This window comes from Maritimibacter sp. 55A14, from assembly GCF_003122205.1.
Classification (GTDB): Bacteria; Pseudomonadota; Alphaproteobacteria; order Rhodobacterales; family Rhodobacteraceae; genus QEYE01.
The window spans coordinates 103,670-119,825 of sequence record NZ_QEYE01000002.1 but is presented as its reverse complement, the minus strand read 5'-3'; the positions used below and the strand labels follow the sequence as shown (position 1 = coordinate 119,825).

The following is a 16,156-nucleotide window of genomic DNA, read 5'->3' as shown; positions in this document are numbered from 1 at the left end:
CGCGCGCCCGCCTTTACCGTGCCCACGGCATCCGCCCGCAATCCCCTCTTCCCTCCCGTTGAAAACCGGAGCGTCCCATGCTGATCCTGACCTGTCCGAATTGCGGCGTCTCCGGCGAGGAGACGGAGTTCACCCCCGGCGGCGAGGCGCATCTGAAGCGTTTCGGTCCGGGCTCCGATGACGAGGCCTTCACCGGCTATCTCTTCGAGCGCAAGAACCCCAAAGGCGTGCATTTCGAGCGCTGGCGCCATGCCTATGGCTGCGGCAAGTGGTTCCACGCCGCGCGCTGCACCGTCACGCTGGAGGTCTTCGGCACCTATTCCGCGCAGACCACCGAGCCGCCGGCGCACATTATCGACGCCATCAAGACGAAACGCCCCGACTGGGAGGGCTACGAATGAGCATACGTCTCGCCAAGGGCGGGCGGCTGATCGACCGCTCCACGCCGATCGAGTTCACCTTCAACGGCAAGCGGATGCGCGGCCATGCCGGCGACACGCTGGCCTCGGCGCTGCTGGCCAATGGTCAGACGCTGGTCGGCCGGTCGTTCAAGTATCACCGTCCGCGCGGCATCGTGGCCAGCGGCGCGGAAGAACCGAACGCGCTGGTCAATCTGGGCGAAGGCGCGCGGTTCGAGCCGAACCAGCGCACCACCACGACCGAGCTTTTCGACGGGCTCAAGGCCACCAGCCAGAACCACTGGCCGAGCCTGGAATTCGACGTGGGCGTGGTCAACGCCAAGCTCGCGCGGTTCTTCCCGGCGGGCTTCTACTACAAGACCTTCATCCAGCCGCGCGCCTTCTGGAAACATGTCTACGAGCCCTTCATTCGGCATTCCGCCGGTCTGGGCAAGGCGCCGACCGAGAAGGATGTCGACCGCTACGAGTATTTCTACGCCTTCGTCGATGTGCTGGTGATCGGCGGCGGTGTCGCCGGCCTGGCGGCGGCACGTGCCGCGGCGCGCGGCGGCGCCAGGGTGCTTGTGGTGGAGCAGACCGCGCATTGGGGCGGCCGCGCCGTGGTCGATGGCGACGTGATCGACGGCAAACCGGCTGGGGACTGGGTGGCCGGAACCGTGGCCGAGCTGGAGGCGATGGACAACGTCACCCTGCGCCCGCGCATGATGGGCACGGGCGTCTACGACCACGGCTATGTCACCGTCTACGAGCGGGTGGCCGACCATACGCCGGGCGACGGACGGCCGCGCCACCGGCTGTGGCGGGTTCGCGCGGGCCAGACCATTACGGCGACCGGCGCGCTGGAGCGTCCCATCGCCTTCGCGGGCAACGACGTGCCGGGCGTGATGCTGGCCTCGGCGGTGCGCGACTATGTTGTGAACTGGGGTGTGAGCCCCGGCGACCGCACCGTGGTCGTGACCAATAACGACGATGCCTACCGCACCGCGATCGCGCTCAAGGAAGCCGGGCTCGACGTGCCGGCGGTGATCGACGCACGCACCGCTGCGACCGGCGAGTTGCCGGAACGCGCGCGGGCGCTGGGCATCCGGGTGGAAACCGGCCACGGCATCTCGAAGATCAAGGGCGCGCGCAAGGTCGAGGGTGTCGCGGTCTGCCCGCAAGCGGGCGAGGGCTCGGTGCTGGAGACGATCGCCTGCGACGCGGTGGCGATGTCGGGCGGCTGGTCGCCGGTCGTGCATCTGTGGTCCCATTGCGGGGGCAAGCTGACCTGGGACGAGGAGCGGGCGATGTTCCGCCCCGACCCCAAGCGTGCGCCTACCGGAACGGATGGCGCGGGTTTCCTGCTGGCCGCGGGCGCGGCGAACGGTGCGCTCCACGCCGCCGAGGTGCTGGCCGATGCGCATGCCCAGGGCAAGGCCGCGGCCAAGGCGCTGGGCAAGACGGGCGGGAGGCTCGCCGCAGCCAAGGCCGAGGCGCCCGAGGAGAAACCGCTGGAGCCAGTCTGGACCATGCCGCAGGGCGCGCCGGTCGAGTTGAAGATGAAGATGTGGCTCGACTACCAGAATGACGTGAAAGTCTCGGACGTGGAACTTGCCGCGCGCGAGGGCTACGAGAGTGTCGAGCACACCAAGCGCTACACCACGCTGGGCATGGCCACCGATCAGGGCAAGCTGAGCAATATCAACGGCCTGGCCGTTCTGGCCAATTCGCTGGCCAGCCCCATCCCGCAGGTCGGCACCACGACCTTCCGCCCGCCCTACACGCCGGTCTCCATCGGCGCGCTGGCCGGCGAGGCGCGCGATGCGCTCTTCAAGCCGACGCGCAAGACGCCGGTCGATGCCTGGCACGCCGGCAACGGCACCTATTGGGAGCCGGTGGGCGACTGGCGGCGGCCCTATTGCTATCAGCGCGCGGGCGAGACGATCGAGAATGCGGTCCATCGCGAGGTGCGCAACGCGCGCACCGGGCTGGGTCTGCTGGACGCCTCCACGCTGGGCAAGATCATCGTCAAGGGCCCGGATGCGGGCCGCTTCCTGGACATGATGTACACGAACATGATGTCCAGCCTGAAACCGGGGCGCTGCCGCTATGGCCTGATGTGCAACGAGAACGGCTTCCTGATGGATGACGGCGTCGTGGCGCGGCTGGACGAGGACACGTTCCTTTGCCACACCACCACAGGCGGATCGGACACTGTCCACGGCCATATGGAGGAGTGGCTCCAGACCGAATGGTGGGACTGGAAGGTCTACACCGCCAATGTGACCGAGCAATGGGCGCAGATCGCCGTCGTCGGCCCCCGCGCGCGCGATGTGCTGGAGAAGCTGGGCGGCATGGACGTCTCGGAGGAGGCGCTGCCCTTCATGTCCTGGGCCACGGGCGAGCTGGGCGGGCTGCCGGCGCGCATCTTCCGCATCTCCTTCTCGGGCGAGCTCAGTTACGAGGTTTCGGTGCCCGCCGGGCACGGACGGGAACTCTGGGACATGCTGCTGGCCGCGGGCAAGGAATACAACGCCATGCCCTATGGCACCGAGGCGCTGCACGTGATGCGCGCGGAGGTCGGCTTCATCATGATCGGGGACGAGACCGACGGCACCGTGACGCCGCAGGACCTCAACCTGCACTGGGCGGTGAGCAAGAAGAAGGACGACTTCATCGGCAAGCGCGCGCAGGAACGCAGCGACCTGACGCGGGCCGACCGCTGGACGCTCGTGGGGCTGGAAACCGAGGATCCGCAGCGTGTGCTGCCCGACGGCGCCTATGCCGCCGATGGCCGCGTCCTGCCCACCGGTATCAAGCGGACCACCGGGCGCGTGACCTCGACCTATTTCTCGCCGACGCTGGGCCGCTCCATCGCGATGGGCCTTGTGGAGCGCGGGGCCGAGCGCATGGGCGAGACGCTGAACTTCACCACCACGGGCGGCGACACGATCAAGGCGAAGATCGTCGAGCCGGTCTTCGTGAAGACATAAGGAGCGCGGAACAATGGCAGATGCAGTCAGTGCCGTGGGCGGCGCGGAATTTCGCGGAGCGGTCACGGTGCGGGAGGTCGGCCCGACCGGCATGATCACCCTGCGCGGCGACCTGGGATCGGACGCGGTGGCCAAGGCGGTCAAGGCGGCGACCGGGCTCGGCGCCGTGCCGGGTGAACGCGAGATCGGGCTCGACGGGGACAAGGGCGCGGCCTGGATGTCGCCCGACGAGTTGCTGATCCTGGTCCCCTATGCCGAGGCGGAAAAGGCCGTCACGGCGATGGAGAAGGCGCCGGGCAAGGCCCATGCGCTGGTCGTGAACGTGTCGGATGCGCGCGCTCATTTCCGCATCTCCGGCGCTGGCGTTCGGGAGGTGCTGGCCAAGGGCGCGCCCGTCGACCTGTCGCCCGACGCCTTCGGCGCGGGGACGATCCGGCGCAGCCGGGTGGGGCAGGTGGCGGCGGCCTTCTGGCTCTCGGACACCGATTGTTTCGATCTCGTGTGCTTCCGGTCGGTCGGCGAATACATGTTCACCTGGCTCTCCACTGCCGGTGCGAAAGACAGTCTGCCCGGCTATCTGTCCTGAAAAATCAACGGCCCCGCCAGTCGGCGGGGCCGCGATTGTGGCAAATCCGATTGTTCACGATCTGCGCATTATCCCTAAATGGCGCGGTAATTACCCCATTTCGGTCCCAATTCGTTCCTAGATATCAACGCCGCAACAAGAACAGCAGGGCGGACTCCGCCCGGAGGGTTCAAGGATGGGTATCTGGAAGAACGCCATTGCGCTGGGGCTTGCCGCGGCGCTCGGAGCCTGCGCTTCCACCGACACCGTGTCGCGCGACACGCCGGCCAAAGCACCGGTTCTTAACAGCCAGAGCGCGATGTGGCGGGTGCAGGACGTGCGCGTGACCGTGCCCAAGACGCTGAGTGTGTCCGAGGCGAATCTCTTTTACCCCCTGGCCGATATCGTCTGGCGGGGAGAGCCGCGCGGCGACCGTTACGCGCAGGTTGCCGCGATCATCGACGCCGCCGTGACGGATGGCACCGCGCATCTTCGCGGGTCGCAGCCGGTCTTCGTCGATGTGGAGGTTGAGCGGTTCCATTCCGTGACCGAAAAGACCCGCTATAGTGTCGGCGGCACCCATTCGATCCGGTTCCGCATGCGCGTGGTGGACGCCGTCACGGGTGCGGTTCTCAACGGGCCGACGCTTATCAAGACGGAACTGGAAGCCTATGGCGGCAAACGGGCCATCGAGGCCGAGCAGTCGGGCGAGACGCAGAAACGGCGCGTCACCCGCCATGTTGCGGCGGTGATGCAGCAGAAATTCGGCCATGCCGGTGCGCGTGGAGCCATGCCGCGGCCGGCCGAAGCGGAATAGACAGCCGCGCGAGGGGCGGGAGCGGTCCGAGGGGGCGGTGCGAAGCCGCCCCCTTTTGCCATGCGCGGCACCGTGGGATACGGGCTTTCCGGCCCCGGCGTTTCGCGCTAGGAGGGCGGCATGAACGACATATCCGCGCCCCCGCCCGTGATCCGTCTGAAGCCCAAGGCCGATGCACGCCGCATCCGGCATGGCGCGCCCTGGGTCTTTGCCGACGAACTGGTGCTCGACCGCCGCACCCGCGCCCTGGCCCCCGGCTCCGTCGCGGTTCTGGAGGACAATGACCGCGCCCCGCTGGGAGTCGTCGCGGTCAACCCGGCCTCCCGGATCGTCGCGCGGATCCTCGACCGCGATCCGGCGGCGCGGATCGGCCCCGACTGGTTGGCCGCGCGGCTGGAGCGGGCGCTGGGGCTGCGCGCGCGGCTCTACGATGCACCCTTCTACCGGCTGGTCCATGCCGAGGGCGACGGGATGCCGGGGCTGGTCATCGACCGGTTCGGCGATGTCGCGGTGATGCAGCCCAACGCCGCCTGGGCGGATCTGCGCGCCGGGGAGATCGCCGAGGCGCTGGTCGCGGTCACGGGCGTCGGCGTGGTGGTGCTGAACGGCACCGGCCGCGCCCGCGTGCAGGAAGGCCTGGCCGAGGAAACGCGGCTGCTCCGCGGCACGGTGGACGGCCCGGTGCCGGTTACGATGAACGGCGCGACCTACATGGCCGACGTGACCGGGGGGCAGAAGACCGGACTTTTCTACGACCAGCGCCCCAATCACGCCTTCGCCGCGCGCCTCGCCGGGCGCGCGCGCGTGCTCGACCTCTTCTCGCATGTGGGTGGCTTCGCGCTGGCCGCGCTGGCGGGCGGGGCGGAAAGCGCGCTCTCGGTGGACAGTTCCGCCGCCGCGCTGGCCCTGGCGCAGGAGGGTGCCGAGGCAGGCGGAATGGCGGCTCGCTTCGCCACCCGGCGGGGCGACGCTTTCGATACGCTTGCGGCGCTGCGGGAGGAGGGCGCGAATTTCGACCTCGTAGTGGCGGATCCGCCGGCCTTCGCGCCCACGCGCGCCGCGCTGGAAAAGGGCCTGCGCGCCTATGAACGGGTGGCCTTCATGGCCGCGCCGCTGGTCGCGCCGGGCGGGTTCCTGGTGCTCTGTTCCTGCTCGCACGCGGCGGAGCTTGCCAAGTTCCGCGCCGCCTGCCTGCGCGGCATCGGCCGGGCCGGGCGCGCCGCGCAACTCCTGCATACCGGCTTTGCCGGGCCGGACCATCCGCAGCATCCCGCCCTGGCGGAGACCGGCTATCTCAAGGCGCTCTTCTTCCGTCGGGACGGCTGATGCGGGTGCTGCTGGACGCCTGCGTGCTTTACCCCACGGTGATGCGCGAGGTGCTGTTGGGCGCGGCGGCGGCGGGGTTCTTCACGCCGCTCTGGTCGCCGCGGATCCTGGAGGAATGGGCCCGCGCCACGGCAAAGTTGGGGCCGGAAGGCATGGCCGTGGCCCGCGCCGAGATCGCGGTGCTGCGCGACCGCTGGCCCGACGCGGAGGTGACGCCGCAGGATGGCGCGGCGTTGGGGCTGAGCCTGCCCGACCCCGACGACATTCATGTTCTGGCCGCCGCCATCGCGGGACGCGCGGAGATACTCTGCACGCTGAACCTTCAGGATTTCCCCACCCTCGCGCTGGCCGCGCACAGGCTCATGCGGCGCGATCCTGACGGGCTGTTGCGCGGTTTTCACGACGACGCGCCCGATCGCATGGCACAGGTGGCCGCGGCCGTGCGCGCCCGCGCCGAGGCCATTTCCGGACAACCCCAGCCTCTGCGCGCGCTTCTCAAGAAGGCGCGGCTGCCACGGCTGGCCAAGGCGCTTGCGGGCTGAGCGGCCTCAGCCGCCGATCCGCCATTTCGCCTCGCGCGCCTCGATTGCGGCGATCCGGTCCTCGGTCCTGGGATGGCTCATCAGCCAGGCCGGCATCGGTGCGCCGCCCGATGCCAGCCCGTCGAGTTTGCGGAATAGCGATTTTTGCGGCCCGGTGCCGATCCCGGCCTTGACCAGCAGCGCCGAGGCATAGGCGTCGGCCTCGTATTCGTCCTGGCGCGACAGCCGCGCGGCCAGCAGGCTGGTCAGGGCATTGGCGATCCAGACGCCCGCACCGGGCAGGATGCGGCTGAGCACCGCGCCAAGTGCCACGCGCATCGCGTTCTGGCCGGAAAAGTCGATCATCCGACGTTTGGTGTGGCCCAATGCGACATGGCCCAGCTCATGCGCGATGACGCTGGCCATCTCCTCGGCGCTGACCTCGCCCACGCGGTACTTGTTGTAGAATCCGCGGGTGATGAAGATGCGCCCGTCCGGCGATGCCAGGCCGTTGACCGGGTCGATCTCGTATATATTGACCTTGATCGTCGGCAGGTCGAGCGCCGCGGCCATGTCGAGCGACAACTCGCGCAGGCGCGCATCGGCCAGTTCCGTGGACCGCGCGTCGAGCTGGCGCGTCGTGCGCCAAGCCGAGAACACGTACATCGCCAGCCCGTAGAGCACCGCCAGCAGGATCGGGGTCAATTTCAGCATGGTAAAGATATGGGCCAGCGCGTCCGTCCCGGCAAGCGCAAGCTGTCTCCCGCCGATCCGCGCGGGCAACCGTTGCCGAAAGTGCCGATCGTTGATAGATTCGATACAAAGCCGGCGAAACCGCGCTGTCGTTTAGAGGGTCGAGTGGAAGAATATTCCCATATGCTCGCGCAGATGACGCGGGAGATTTCCGCGTTGCGGCGGATGTTGCGGGCGCTTCGGAGCCTGGGCAACACGCCCGTCCATGCCAATGCGGACGGGCCCATCATCCTGCGCAGCAAGGCGCGCACGCAGCCGGTGAAACCGCCGACACTGGTGCTGGAAAACCCGGTGCGCCTGCCAATTCAGGAGATGCTCGCGCGGATGGAAGCCGCGCCTCAGCGCATCGTCTTCGGCCCCAACAACGTGCCGCATCTGGTCACCTGACGCGCTGCGGGGCGGCTCAGCGCCCCAGTGCCCGCATCGCCGCGCCGATGCCCCCGAGCGTCATCGGGAACATCTGGTCGGCAAATATTTCCCGGATCATCTGCACCGAATGGGTGTATTGCCAGTGCCGCTCGGGCAGGGGGTTGATCCAGATGCTGTCGGGCCATTGCTCGCGTGCGCGCGTCAACCAGACCGATCCCGCCTCGGCATTCCAGTGCTCGTTCGCTCCGCCGGGATAGGCGATCTCGTAGGGGCTCATCGAGGCGTCGCCCACGAAGATGCACTTGTAGTCCGACCCGTAGGTATGCAGCACGTCCCATGTCGGTGTCTGCGCATCCCAGCGGCGCCGGTTGTCGCGCCAGACGCCTTCGTAAAGGCAGTTGTGGAAGTAGTAGTATTCGAGATGCTTGAACTCGGCCCGCGCGGCCGAGAAGAGCTCCTCCACCACGCGGATATGCGGGTCCATCGAGCCGCCCACATCCAGAAAGAGCAGCACCTTGACCGCGTTGCGGCGTTCGGGACGGGTCTTCACGTCCAGATAGCCGTGCTCGGCGGTGGCACGGATCGTGCCGTCAAGGTCCAGCTCTTCATGCGCGCCCTCGCGCGCCCAGTGCCGCAGCCGCTTGAGCGCCACCTTGATGTTGCGCGTGCCCAACTCCACGCTGTCGTCGAGATTGCGGAACTCGCGCTTGTCCCAGACCTTGACCGCGCGCCGATGGCGGCTTTCCTTCTGGCCGATGCGCACGCCCTCGGGGTTGTAGCCATAGGCCCCGAAGGGGCTGGTTCCGGCAGTGCCAATCCACTTGCTGCCGCCCTGGTGGCGGGCCTGCTGCTCGCGCAGGCGCTCCTTGAGGGTCTCCATCAGCTTGTCGAAGCCGCCCAGCGCTTCGATCTCGGCCATCTCCTCGGGCGTCAGATGCTTCTCGGCCATCTTCGCCAGCCAGTCGCGCGGCAGGTCCACGGCGTTCAGCACGTCCTGCGCGCTGATCTCCTCCAGCCCCTTGAAGGCGGCGGCGAAGGCGCGGTCGAACTTGTCGAGATTGCGTTCGTCCTTCACCATCGCGGCACGGGCGAGGTAATAGAAACCCTCCACGTCAAAGGTCACCAGCCCGGTGCGCATCGCGGCGAGGAAGGTCAGGTACTCGCGCAGGGAAACCGGAATTCTGGCCGCCCGCAGATGCTCGAAGAAAGGCAGGAACACGGGATCAGCCCAGGCCCGTCCAGCCGATCACCATCGTGGCGAACAGGCCCAGGATGCCGAATGCGATGCCGTAGCCGGCGGCATATTGCGCGATATCCGCCCGGTTGCCCTTGCGCACCATGGCGACCCGCGCGCCCCAGAGCGCGCCGACGACAAATCCGATGATGACCAGCATCAGGCCCCCGTTTTGCTGCGTTTGGGCGTCAGCGCCGTGATCTCCGAGACGCGCTGGCGCACGGCCTTGGCCGAGCCGAAGCCATAGCGCGCCCAGCCCAGGCTGTCGAGCCGGACGATTTGCGCCTCGTCCGCGCGGCCCAGGTAGCCCAGCGCTTCGGACTTGATCATCAGCAGGGTGGCCAGCAGCGCGGCGTTCTGGCCCCGCGACACCGCGGGCAGGCTGTCATTGACCAGTTCGACCGCGGCCTCCGCCTGCCCGCTGGAAAGCGCGAAGGCGGCGAGCTGCATCGAGACATGGGCGGCATGGATGTCGCCGGGTCCGTAGAGGCTGCGGTAGAGCGCATGCGCGGCGGCGAAGGCGCTCAGCGCCTCGGGCGTGTCGCTGGTCAGCGCCAGGCGGCCGAATGCGAAGAGGCTGAACCCCAGCCGGTTGTCGAGCCATTCCTCCTGCCGCGCGATGGAGAGCGCACGGCGCGCCGAGGTCAGCCGGCGTTGCGACGACACTTTCGGACCCAGCGCGGTTTCCATCGCCTCGATCCAGGCGCGCGAGGTGCGCGGCAGCGGCTCGGGCGCGATACGCTCGCCCCGCGGGTTGAGCCGTGCCAGCACCCGCGGCAGCACCTGCGCGACCTGGTCGCGGGTCATGCCGTTGCGAATCTCCGGCGCGTAATAGGCGCGCAGGATCAGCATGTCGAAGCCGGTCAGGACGGTGTGGAAATTGTCGTCGTTGAAGATGGAATCGGGCAGGCGGTAAAGGTCGTTGAGCGGCCCCAGCGCCTGGGCGATTTCTTCATGCAGGCAGTCGCGCACCTCCTGCGGGCTGACATCGGCGGGGATGAAGATCGCGGTGCGCTCGCGGCGCGCCAGCGTCGTCCAGTCGAGCTGCCCGCCGCGCCGGTTGCGCAAGAACTCCGCCCAGCTCGACACGCGCGGCACGACGAAGCAGGCGGCTTGCGGCACGGCGCGCTGCAGCTCGCGCCGGGGGAGGGTCTCGATCACGATATTGGGTGTCTCGCCGGGACGGATATGGCGCATGGAAATGCCGGCTTCGTCGGTGAGCCGCGCCATCAGCCGGTCGAGGTCATGGCGCAGGCTGTCGGGGGCACCGGCGACCACCGCGACCGTGACGGGCTCGGTGAAGCGGGTCAGGCGCGGGATGGCGCGCCCGCTTTCCATCTCGAAGGCCAGATCCAGGAAATCCCGCGCGATATCGGCATTGGCGCGCGCCGGCGTCTCGCGCGGCGGGGTGCCGAAGAGCTTCATCTCCGGCAGCGTCATCGGCAGGGCGGCACCGGGCGCATGGGCATGGCGCTCCGACACGTCCGCCGACGGTGAAAGCCCGCATCCGGCCAGTACCACGAGACAGGGCAGCATAAATCCGCGGAGCGTCCAGCCCTTCGGGCGCAGACCGGGGCGTCCGGCGGATGTCTCAGGAAACCTGGCTATCAACGTGAAATCCCGAAATGATCGCCCCACGCCGGTCAGCCTAGACGCCGGTGGCGATTCGGGGAAGCCGCGCGGGCTCACCGCTGAGCGCGGGTCATGAACGCCAGACGCTCGAAGAGGTGCACGTCCTGCTCGTTCTTCAGCAGCGCGCCATGCAGCTTGGGCAGCGCGTTTTTACCGTCGCGTTTCAGATCCTCCGGCGCGAGGTCCTCGGCCAGCAGCAGCTTGAGCCAGTCCAGCATCTCCGATGTCGAGGGTTTCTTCTTGAGCCCCGGCGTCTCGCGCAATTCGTAGAACTGCGTGAGCGCGGTCGTCACCAGCTCCGGCTTGATGCCAGGGAAATGCACATCGACGATGGCGCGCATCGTGTCGGTGTCCGGAAAGCGGATATAGTGGAAAAAACAGCGCCGCAGGAAGGCGTCTGGCAGTTCCTTTTCGTTGTTGGAGGTGATGATGACGATGGGGCGCGTGCGGGCGCGGATCGTCTCGCCCGTCTCATAGACATGGAATTCCATCCGGTCGAGTTCCTGTAACAGGTCGTTTGGAAACTCGATGTCCGCCTTGTCGATCTCGTCGATCAGAAGCACGATCTTGTCCTGCGCCGTGAATGCATCCCAGAGCTTGCCGCGCTTGATGTAGTTGGCGATGTCATGCACCCGCTCGTCGCCGAGCTGGCTGTCGCGCAGCCGGCTGACCGCGTCGTACTCATAGAGCCCCTGGGCCGCGCGGGTGGTGGATTTGACATGCCATTCGATCATCTCCAGCGCCAGCGCGTCGGCGATCTGGCGCGCAAGTTCGGTCTTTCCCGTACCCGGTTCGCCCTTCACCAATAGCGGGCGTTCCAGTGCGATTGCCGCATTCACGGCAACAGTCAGGTCGTCTGTCGCGACATAGGAGTCGGTTCCGGAAAATTTCATAACGCTTGCGGGCCCCTGCATAGCTTAGTTGAAGCGAGTGATACCATGCCTGCACAAAGCTTCAAGGGATGCTGATCCGGGGGTGACAAACCGCCCGCGATCCTTTAAGCGAGGCCTCGTTGAGTGGAGGTGACGACGATGGAAATCGCAGACCGCCGTCTTCACGACGTGGAGCAAAACACAATGAAAGCAGAGGTATTCTTGCCTGACGATTATCGTCCGGCTGAGGATGAGCCGTTCATGAACCCCCGACAGGTGGAGTATTTCCGCCGCAAGCTGCTCGACTGGAAGGCCGACCTTCTGGAAGACAGCCGCGACACGATCGAGGGAATGCAGGAAGGCACCCGCAATATCCCCGATATCGCCGACCGCGCGTCGGAGGAAACCGACCGCGCGCTGGAGCTTCGCACCCGCGACCGGCAGCGCAAGCTCGTGGCCAAGATCGACGCCGCGCTGCGCCGGATCGAGGAAGGCGAGTACGGCTATTGCGAAGAGACGGGCGAGCCGATCTCGCTCAAGCGTCTCGACGCCCGCCCGATCGCGACGCTGAGCCTGGAGGCGCAGGAACGCCACGAACGGCGCGAGAAGGTGCATCGCGACGACTGACCGTGGCGAATGCAGGGCGTGACAGAACAGGCACCGGGGCAGGTATGTCCCGGTGCCTTTTCGTGAAGGGGATGCAATGACGCTGGCAGGGCAGGATTTCACCGTCGTCGGGGCCGGGATCGCCGGGCTGGCCGTGGCCACGGCGCTGGCGCGGGCCGGGGCGGCGGTGCGCGTGGCCGAGAAGGCCGAGGCGATCAGCGAGGTCGGCGCGGGCATCCAGATCACCCCCAACGGCATGGCCGTGCTGGCCGCGCTGGGGCTGGAGAAGGCCTGCCTGGCGCGCGGTGTTCGGGCCGAGGGCGTACGTCTGCGCGACTACCGCGCCGGTGCCGGGGTGCTGCGGCTCGATTTCGACCGGCGCCGGCATTCCAACCCGCACCCTTACGTCTTCCTGCACCGGGCGGATCTGATCACCATCCTGGCCGAAGCCGCCGACGCCGCCGGGGTGCGCTTCGATCTTGGACTGGAACTGTCGCCGGAGGAGGCGCTGGCGCACTCCGGCGGGATGGTGATCGGCGCCGACGGGCTGCGCTCGGCCATGCGCGCGGCGCTCAATGGCGAGGCCGAGCCCTTTTTCACCGGCCAGGTGGCCTGGCGGATGCTGGTACCCACCGATCCGGCCGAGGCGCCACCGCCCGTGGCGCAGGTCTGGCTGGGGCCGGGACGCCATGCCGTCACCTATCCGGTGCGCGGCGGACGGGCGCTCAACATCGTCGCGGTGGAGGAACGCCACAGCTGGGTCGCCGAGGGCTGGAGCCACCGCGACGACCCCGAAACGCTGCGCGAGGCGTTTGCGGACTTCGCGCCGGAGTTGCGCACCTGGCTGGAGCGCGCGCGGGAGGTCTATGTCTGGGGCCTCTTCCGGCACGAGGTGGCGCGGCGCTGGCATGGTGACGGCATCGCAATCCTGGGCGACGCCGCTCATCCGACGCTGCCCTTCCTGGCGCAGGGGGCGAACATGGCGCTTGAAGACGCATGGGTGCTGGCCAAGGCGCTGGGCGCCGCGGGCGGCGACCGCGCGGCGGCGCTGGCGGCCTATCAGGCGGCGCGGGTACCGCGGGTGAGCCGGGTCGTGGATGCCGCCAACCGCAACGCGCGGGTCTACCACCTGTCGAATCCGCTGGGCCGACGCGCGACGCATGCGGCGATGCGGCTGGGCGGTGCGGTGATGCCGGGATTTGCGCTGGGCCAGTTCGACTGGGTTTATGGCGAGGACGTGACGCGGCCCTGAACGGCCGGTGCCGCCGGGCCAGGGCGCAGCGCGCCGGCGAGCGCGTCCAGCAGATCGGCACGCCGGATCGGCTTGATCAGGAAACCGTCCATACCAGCGGCCCCGCATTGCACGCGATCCTCGGCGAAGGCGTTGGCGGTCAGCGCCAGGACCGAGCAGCGCGGCCAGCCCCGCGCGGCCTCGATGCCGCGGATATGGGCGGTGGCGTCCAGCCCGTTGCGGCGCGGCATCGACATGTCCATCAGCACCAGGTCGGGGCGAAGGCGGGAAAAGAGGTCCACCGCTTCGACCCCGTCGCGGGCCAGGTGCAGCGCCGCCCCGGTGTCTTCCAGCATCTTGCGCAGGATCAGCCTGTTGGTCGCGTTGTCCTCGGCCGCCAGGATCGTGACCCCGGCCAGTGCGCCGTCCGCCACCGCCGCGCCATCCACAGCCGGGACGGTTCGCGGGGCCGGATGCCGCGCGGTCGCGGCGCGAGGCGCGGCCCGCAACGGGAGTGTGAGCCAGAAGCTGCTGCCCGCGCCCGGCGTCGAGGTCAGTTCGATATCGCCGCCCATCGCCCGTGCGAGCCTGCGGGAAATGGCCAGCCCCAGCCCGGTGCCGCCGTGGCGCCGGGTAAGCTTGCCGTCCACCTGTTCGAAAGGCTCGAAAATGCGCGCCTTGTCCTGAGGGGCGATCCCGGCACCGGTGTCGGTCACGCAGAAGGCCACCGCTGCGCTTTGGGCGCCGTCCTCGCGGACCACGCGCAGGCTGACGGACCCGGCCTCGGTGAATTTCACCGCGTTGCCCGTCAGGTTGATCAGGATCTGGCGCAGCCGTCCGGCATCGCCCATCAGCAGCGGCAACTGCGCGGGCGGCGCACCGCAGTCGAAGTCCAGCCCCTTCTCGGCGGCAAGCGGGCCGATGATCCGGCCCACGTCGCGCAGCGTCGCGGACAGGTTGAAGGGGGCCGCTTCTATCTGCAGGTGCCCGGCCTCGATCCCCGAGAAGTCCAGCACGTCGTTGATGATATGCATCAGTGCGCTGCCGGAACGGTCGATCGTTTCCAGCAGGTCGGCCTGTTCGGGGGTGAGGGGGCTGCGCCGCATCAGTTCGGCCATCGCGATTATCCCGTTCATCTATCCCGTTCATCGGGGTGCGGATCTCGTGGCTCATCGTGGCCAGGAATTCGGACTTGGCGACGCTCGCGGCCTCGGCCTTGCGCGCCAGATCGCGGGCTTCCAGCGCGCGCCGCCGCAGATCGTCTTGCGAGCGCTGCAATTCCTCGTTCATCTCCTCCTGCGCGATATTGGCGGCGATCAGGTCATGCTCGGCGTGGTGGCGTTTGTCGTTCTGAAGGTGCAGCCGGTAGAAGAGCCCGAAAAACGTTCCGGTGAGGATGACGCTGGAGAAGAGGTGGATCAGGATTTCCGTGGTGGGCACCGGCGCGCTCAGGAACTCATAGACGAAGAGCCCGCCCAGCGTGCCGGTGAAGATCACGTGTTTGACGAAGAGCGACTGCCGGTGGAGTTTGCCCACGAGATGGCCGTTGATCGTGGCCGCGGCCAGGAATGTCAGGGCGAGGATCCATGTTTCCTGCCCGCCTGCGCTCCACATCACGAAGACCGCGCCGGATATGCCGAACGACCAGAGGACCGAACCAGCGGTCAGCCAGCACCCGCAGCGCCGCGGTTCCTCATGGAAGCGGGCTTGCCTGTTCACATGGATCAAGACGGCGGTTTCGCCCAGTTCGCCCGCCAGCGCGACGGCCAAGGTCAGCGCGCCTGTACCCAGCGAGACGATCCAGGCCATCAGCAGCCCGCCCACGATCTCGTAGGCGATGCGCAGCCACAGGAGGCGCAGCCGCCCGGCGCAGAACCGTTCCATCCGGCCGGGTGCGGAGTATTTCCGGTTGAGTTCGGCGAGGCGATCCTCGCGCCGATCCGCTGCCGACCTGTGTTGCATCCGCCCTCCAGCGCGCGGTCACGCGCGGGAGAGCAGAAACCAGAGCCGTTAAGAAATCGTTGACCGCCGCCGGGTCAGGCGTCCATCTCCACCCAGACCGGCACATGGTCGGAGGGTTTCTCGCGCCCGCGCAGATCGCGCTCGATCCGGGCGCCGGTCAGCAGATCGGCGCATTGCGGCGTCATCAGGACATGGTCGATGCGGATGCCGTCGTTCCGGTCCCATGCGCCGCGCTGGTAGTCCCAGAAACTGTAATGCCCCGGCGCGGGCTCCACTGCGCGGAACGCGTCGGTGAACCCCAGATTCAGGATGCGCCGAAAGGCCGCGCGCGTGTCATAGAGAAAGAGCGCGTCCTCCTCCCATTTTTCCGGCCGTGCGGCGTCCTCGGCCTGCGGGATCACGTTGTAGTCGCCGGCCATCAGTGCCGGTTCCTCGGCCGCCAGCAGCGCCTGCGCGCGCGCCCGGAGCCGGTCCATCCAATTCAGCTTGTAGTCGTATTTCGGCCCCGGCGCGGGGTTGCCGTTGGGAAGGTAGAGCCCGCACACCCGCACCGGCCGCGCGCCCATCACCGTGGCCTCGATCCAGCGGGCCTGTTCGTCGCCGTCGTCGCCTGGCAGGCCGCGGGTTACATCCTCCAGCGGCAGCTTCGACAGGATCGCCACGCCGTTGAAACCCTTCTGGCCGTGGATCTCGACGGTGTATCCCTTGTCCTCGATCATCCCGCGGGGGAAGGCGTCGTCGGCCGACTTGATCTCCTGAAGCACCGCCACGTCGGGGGCCGCGTCGTCGAGCCAGGCCAGCAGTGTCTCGATCCGCGCCTTGATGCCGTTGATGTTGAATGTGGCGATCTGCATGTCGGGCCTCCTGCGCCCGTTCT

17 protein-coding genes are annotated in these 16,156 nt (G+C 68.0%); 10 read left to right on the top strand and 7 right to left on the bottom strand.

The window, feature by feature from the left end; genetic code table 11:
- The first annotated feature begins 77 nt into the window (after positions 1–77).
- The 6 genes from DDZ14_RS02200 (at position 78) to DDZ14_RS02175 (ending at position 6,641) form a co-directional block, all read left to right on the top strand.
- Positions 78–401: a sarcosine oxidase subunit delta gene (locus tag DDZ14_RS02200; protein WP_109423308.1), complete on the top strand. Its 324-nt coding sequence runs from the start codon at positions 78–80 to the stop codon at positions 399–401.
- Positions 398–3,391: a sarcosine oxidase subunit alpha family protein gene (locus DDZ14_RS02195; protein ID WP_109423307.1), complete on the top strand. Its 2,994-nt coding sequence runs from the start codon at positions 398–400 to the stop codon at positions 3,389–3,391. Before DDZ14_RS02200 ends, DDZ14_RS02195 begins: the two co-directional genes overlap by 4 nt.
- Before the next feature lie 13 nt (positions 3,392–3,404).
- Positions 3,405–3,977 (top strand): sarcosine oxidase subunit gamma, encoded by a 573-nt coding sequence (locus DDZ14_RS02190; RefSeq protein ID WP_109423306.1) that lies wholly within the window; start codon positions 3,405–3,407, stop codon positions 3,975–3,977.
- A gap of 175 nt (positions 3,978–4,152) precedes the next feature.
- Complete coding sequence (locus DDZ14_RS02185; protein ID WP_109423305.1) at positions 4,153–4,773, top strand: DUF6778 family protein; 621 nt, start codon at positions 4,153–4,155, stop codon at positions 4,771–4,773.
- 120 nt (positions 4,774–4,893) lie between these two features.
- Positions 4,894–6,099, top strand: coding sequence for an RSP_2647 family RNA methyltransferase (locus tag DDZ14_RS02180; protein WP_109423304.1), 1,206 nt, complete (start codon positions 4,894–4,896; stop codon positions 6,097–6,099).
- Positions 6,099–6,641, top strand: a complete 543-nt coding sequence (locus DDZ14_RS02175) for an RSP_2648 family PIN domain-containing protein (protein WP_109423303.1) — start codon at positions 6,099–6,101, stop codon at positions 6,639–6,641. Before DDZ14_RS02180 ends, DDZ14_RS02175 begins: the two co-directional genes overlap by 1 nt.
- A 6-nt stretch (positions 6,642–6,647) precedes the next feature.
- Here DDZ14_RS02175 and DDZ14_RS02170 read toward each other — a convergent pair whose 3' ends face one another.
- Complete coding sequence (locus tag DDZ14_RS02170; RefSeq protein ID WP_109423449.1) at positions 6,648–7,334, bottom strand: M48 family metallopeptidase; 687 nt, start codon at positions 7,332–7,334, stop codon at positions 6,648–6,650.
- Between the two features lie 9 nt (positions 7,335–7,343).
- Between DDZ14_RS02170 and DDZ14_RS19245 the strand changes: the two genes are divergently transcribed.
- Positions 7,344–7,760 (top strand): hypothetical protein, encoded by a 417-nt coding sequence (locus DDZ14_RS19245; RefSeq protein WP_146193050.1) that lies wholly within the window; start codon positions 7,344–7,346, stop codon positions 7,758–7,760.
- A gap of 16 nt (positions 7,761–7,776) precedes the next feature.
- Here DDZ14_RS19245 and DDZ14_RS02160 read toward each other — a convergent pair whose 3' ends face one another.
- The 4 genes from DDZ14_RS02160 to DDZ14_RS02150 form a co-directional block, all read right to left on the bottom strand.
- Positions 7,777–8,961 carry a VWA domain-containing protein gene (locus DDZ14_RS02160; protein WP_109423301.1) on the bottom strand — a complete coding sequence of 395 codons (1,185 nt, stop codon included), beginning with the start codon at positions 8,959–8,961 and terminating at the stop codon, positions 7,777–7,779.
- 4 nt (positions 8,962–8,965) lie between these two features.
- Positions 8,966–9,136 (bottom strand): hypothetical protein, encoded by a 171-nt coding sequence (locus tag DDZ14_RS19835; RefSeq protein WP_199221261.1) that lies wholly within the window; start codon positions 9,134–9,136, stop codon positions 8,966–8,968.
- Positions 9,136–10,512: a DUF2927 domain-containing protein gene (locus DDZ14_RS02155; RefSeq protein WP_109423300.1), complete on the bottom strand. Its 1,377-nt coding sequence runs from the start codon at positions 10,510–10,512 to the stop codon at positions 9,136–9,138. Before DDZ14_RS02155 ends, DDZ14_RS19835 begins: the two co-directional genes overlap by 1 nt.
- Positions 10,513–10,661: 149 nt before the next feature.
- On the bottom strand, positions 10,662–11,501 hold the full coding sequence (locus DDZ14_RS02150; RefSeq protein ID WP_109423299.1) for a MoxR family ATPase: 840 nt from the start codon (positions 11,499–11,501) through the stop codon (positions 10,662–10,664).
- A gap of 183 nt (positions 11,502–11,684) precedes the next feature.
- On the opposite strand from DDZ14_RS02150, the gene dksA reads away from it, so the two are divergent.
- Entirely contained in the window at positions 11,685–12,107 is a 423-nt protein-coding gene (gene dksA / locus DDZ14_RS02145) for an RNA polymerase-binding protein DksA (RefSeq protein ID WP_109423448.1), read from the top strand.
- A 76-nt stretch (positions 12,108–12,183) separates the two neighbouring features.
- On the top strand, positions 12,184–13,338 hold the full coding sequence (locus DDZ14_RS02140) for an FAD-dependent monooxygenase (protein ID WP_109423298.1): 1,155 nt from the start codon (positions 12,184–12,186) through the stop codon (positions 13,336–13,338).
- On the opposite strand, the gene DDZ14_RS02135 is transcribed toward DDZ14_RS02140, so the two are convergent.
- Positions 13,311–14,453 carry an ATP-binding protein gene (locus DDZ14_RS02135; protein WP_109423297.1) on the bottom strand — a complete coding sequence of 381 codons (1,143 nt, stop codon included), beginning with the start codon at positions 14,451–14,453 and terminating at the stop codon, positions 13,311–13,313. The two genes, DDZ14_RS02140 and DDZ14_RS02135, sit on opposite strands and share 28 nt — an antisense overlap.
- A gap of 28 nt (positions 14,454–14,481) precedes the next feature.
- Here DDZ14_RS02135 and DDZ14_RS02130 point away from each other — a divergent pair, with 28 nt between their 5' ends.
- Entirely contained in the window at positions 14,482–15,342 is an 861-nt protein-coding gene (locus tag DDZ14_RS02130; RefSeq protein ID WP_146193049.1) for a hypothetical protein, read from the top strand.
- 11 nt (positions 15,343–15,353) lie between these two features.
- Here DDZ14_RS02130 and xth read toward each other — a convergent pair whose 3' ends face one another.
- The gene (gene xth / locus DDZ14_RS02125) at positions 15,354–16,133 is read right to left on the bottom strand and encodes an exodeoxyribonuclease III (RefSeq protein WP_109423295.1); all 780 of its coding nucleotides are present in this window, start codon (positions 16,131–16,133) and stop codon (positions 15,354–15,356) included.
- Positions 16,134–16,156 lie beyond the last annotated feature (23 nt).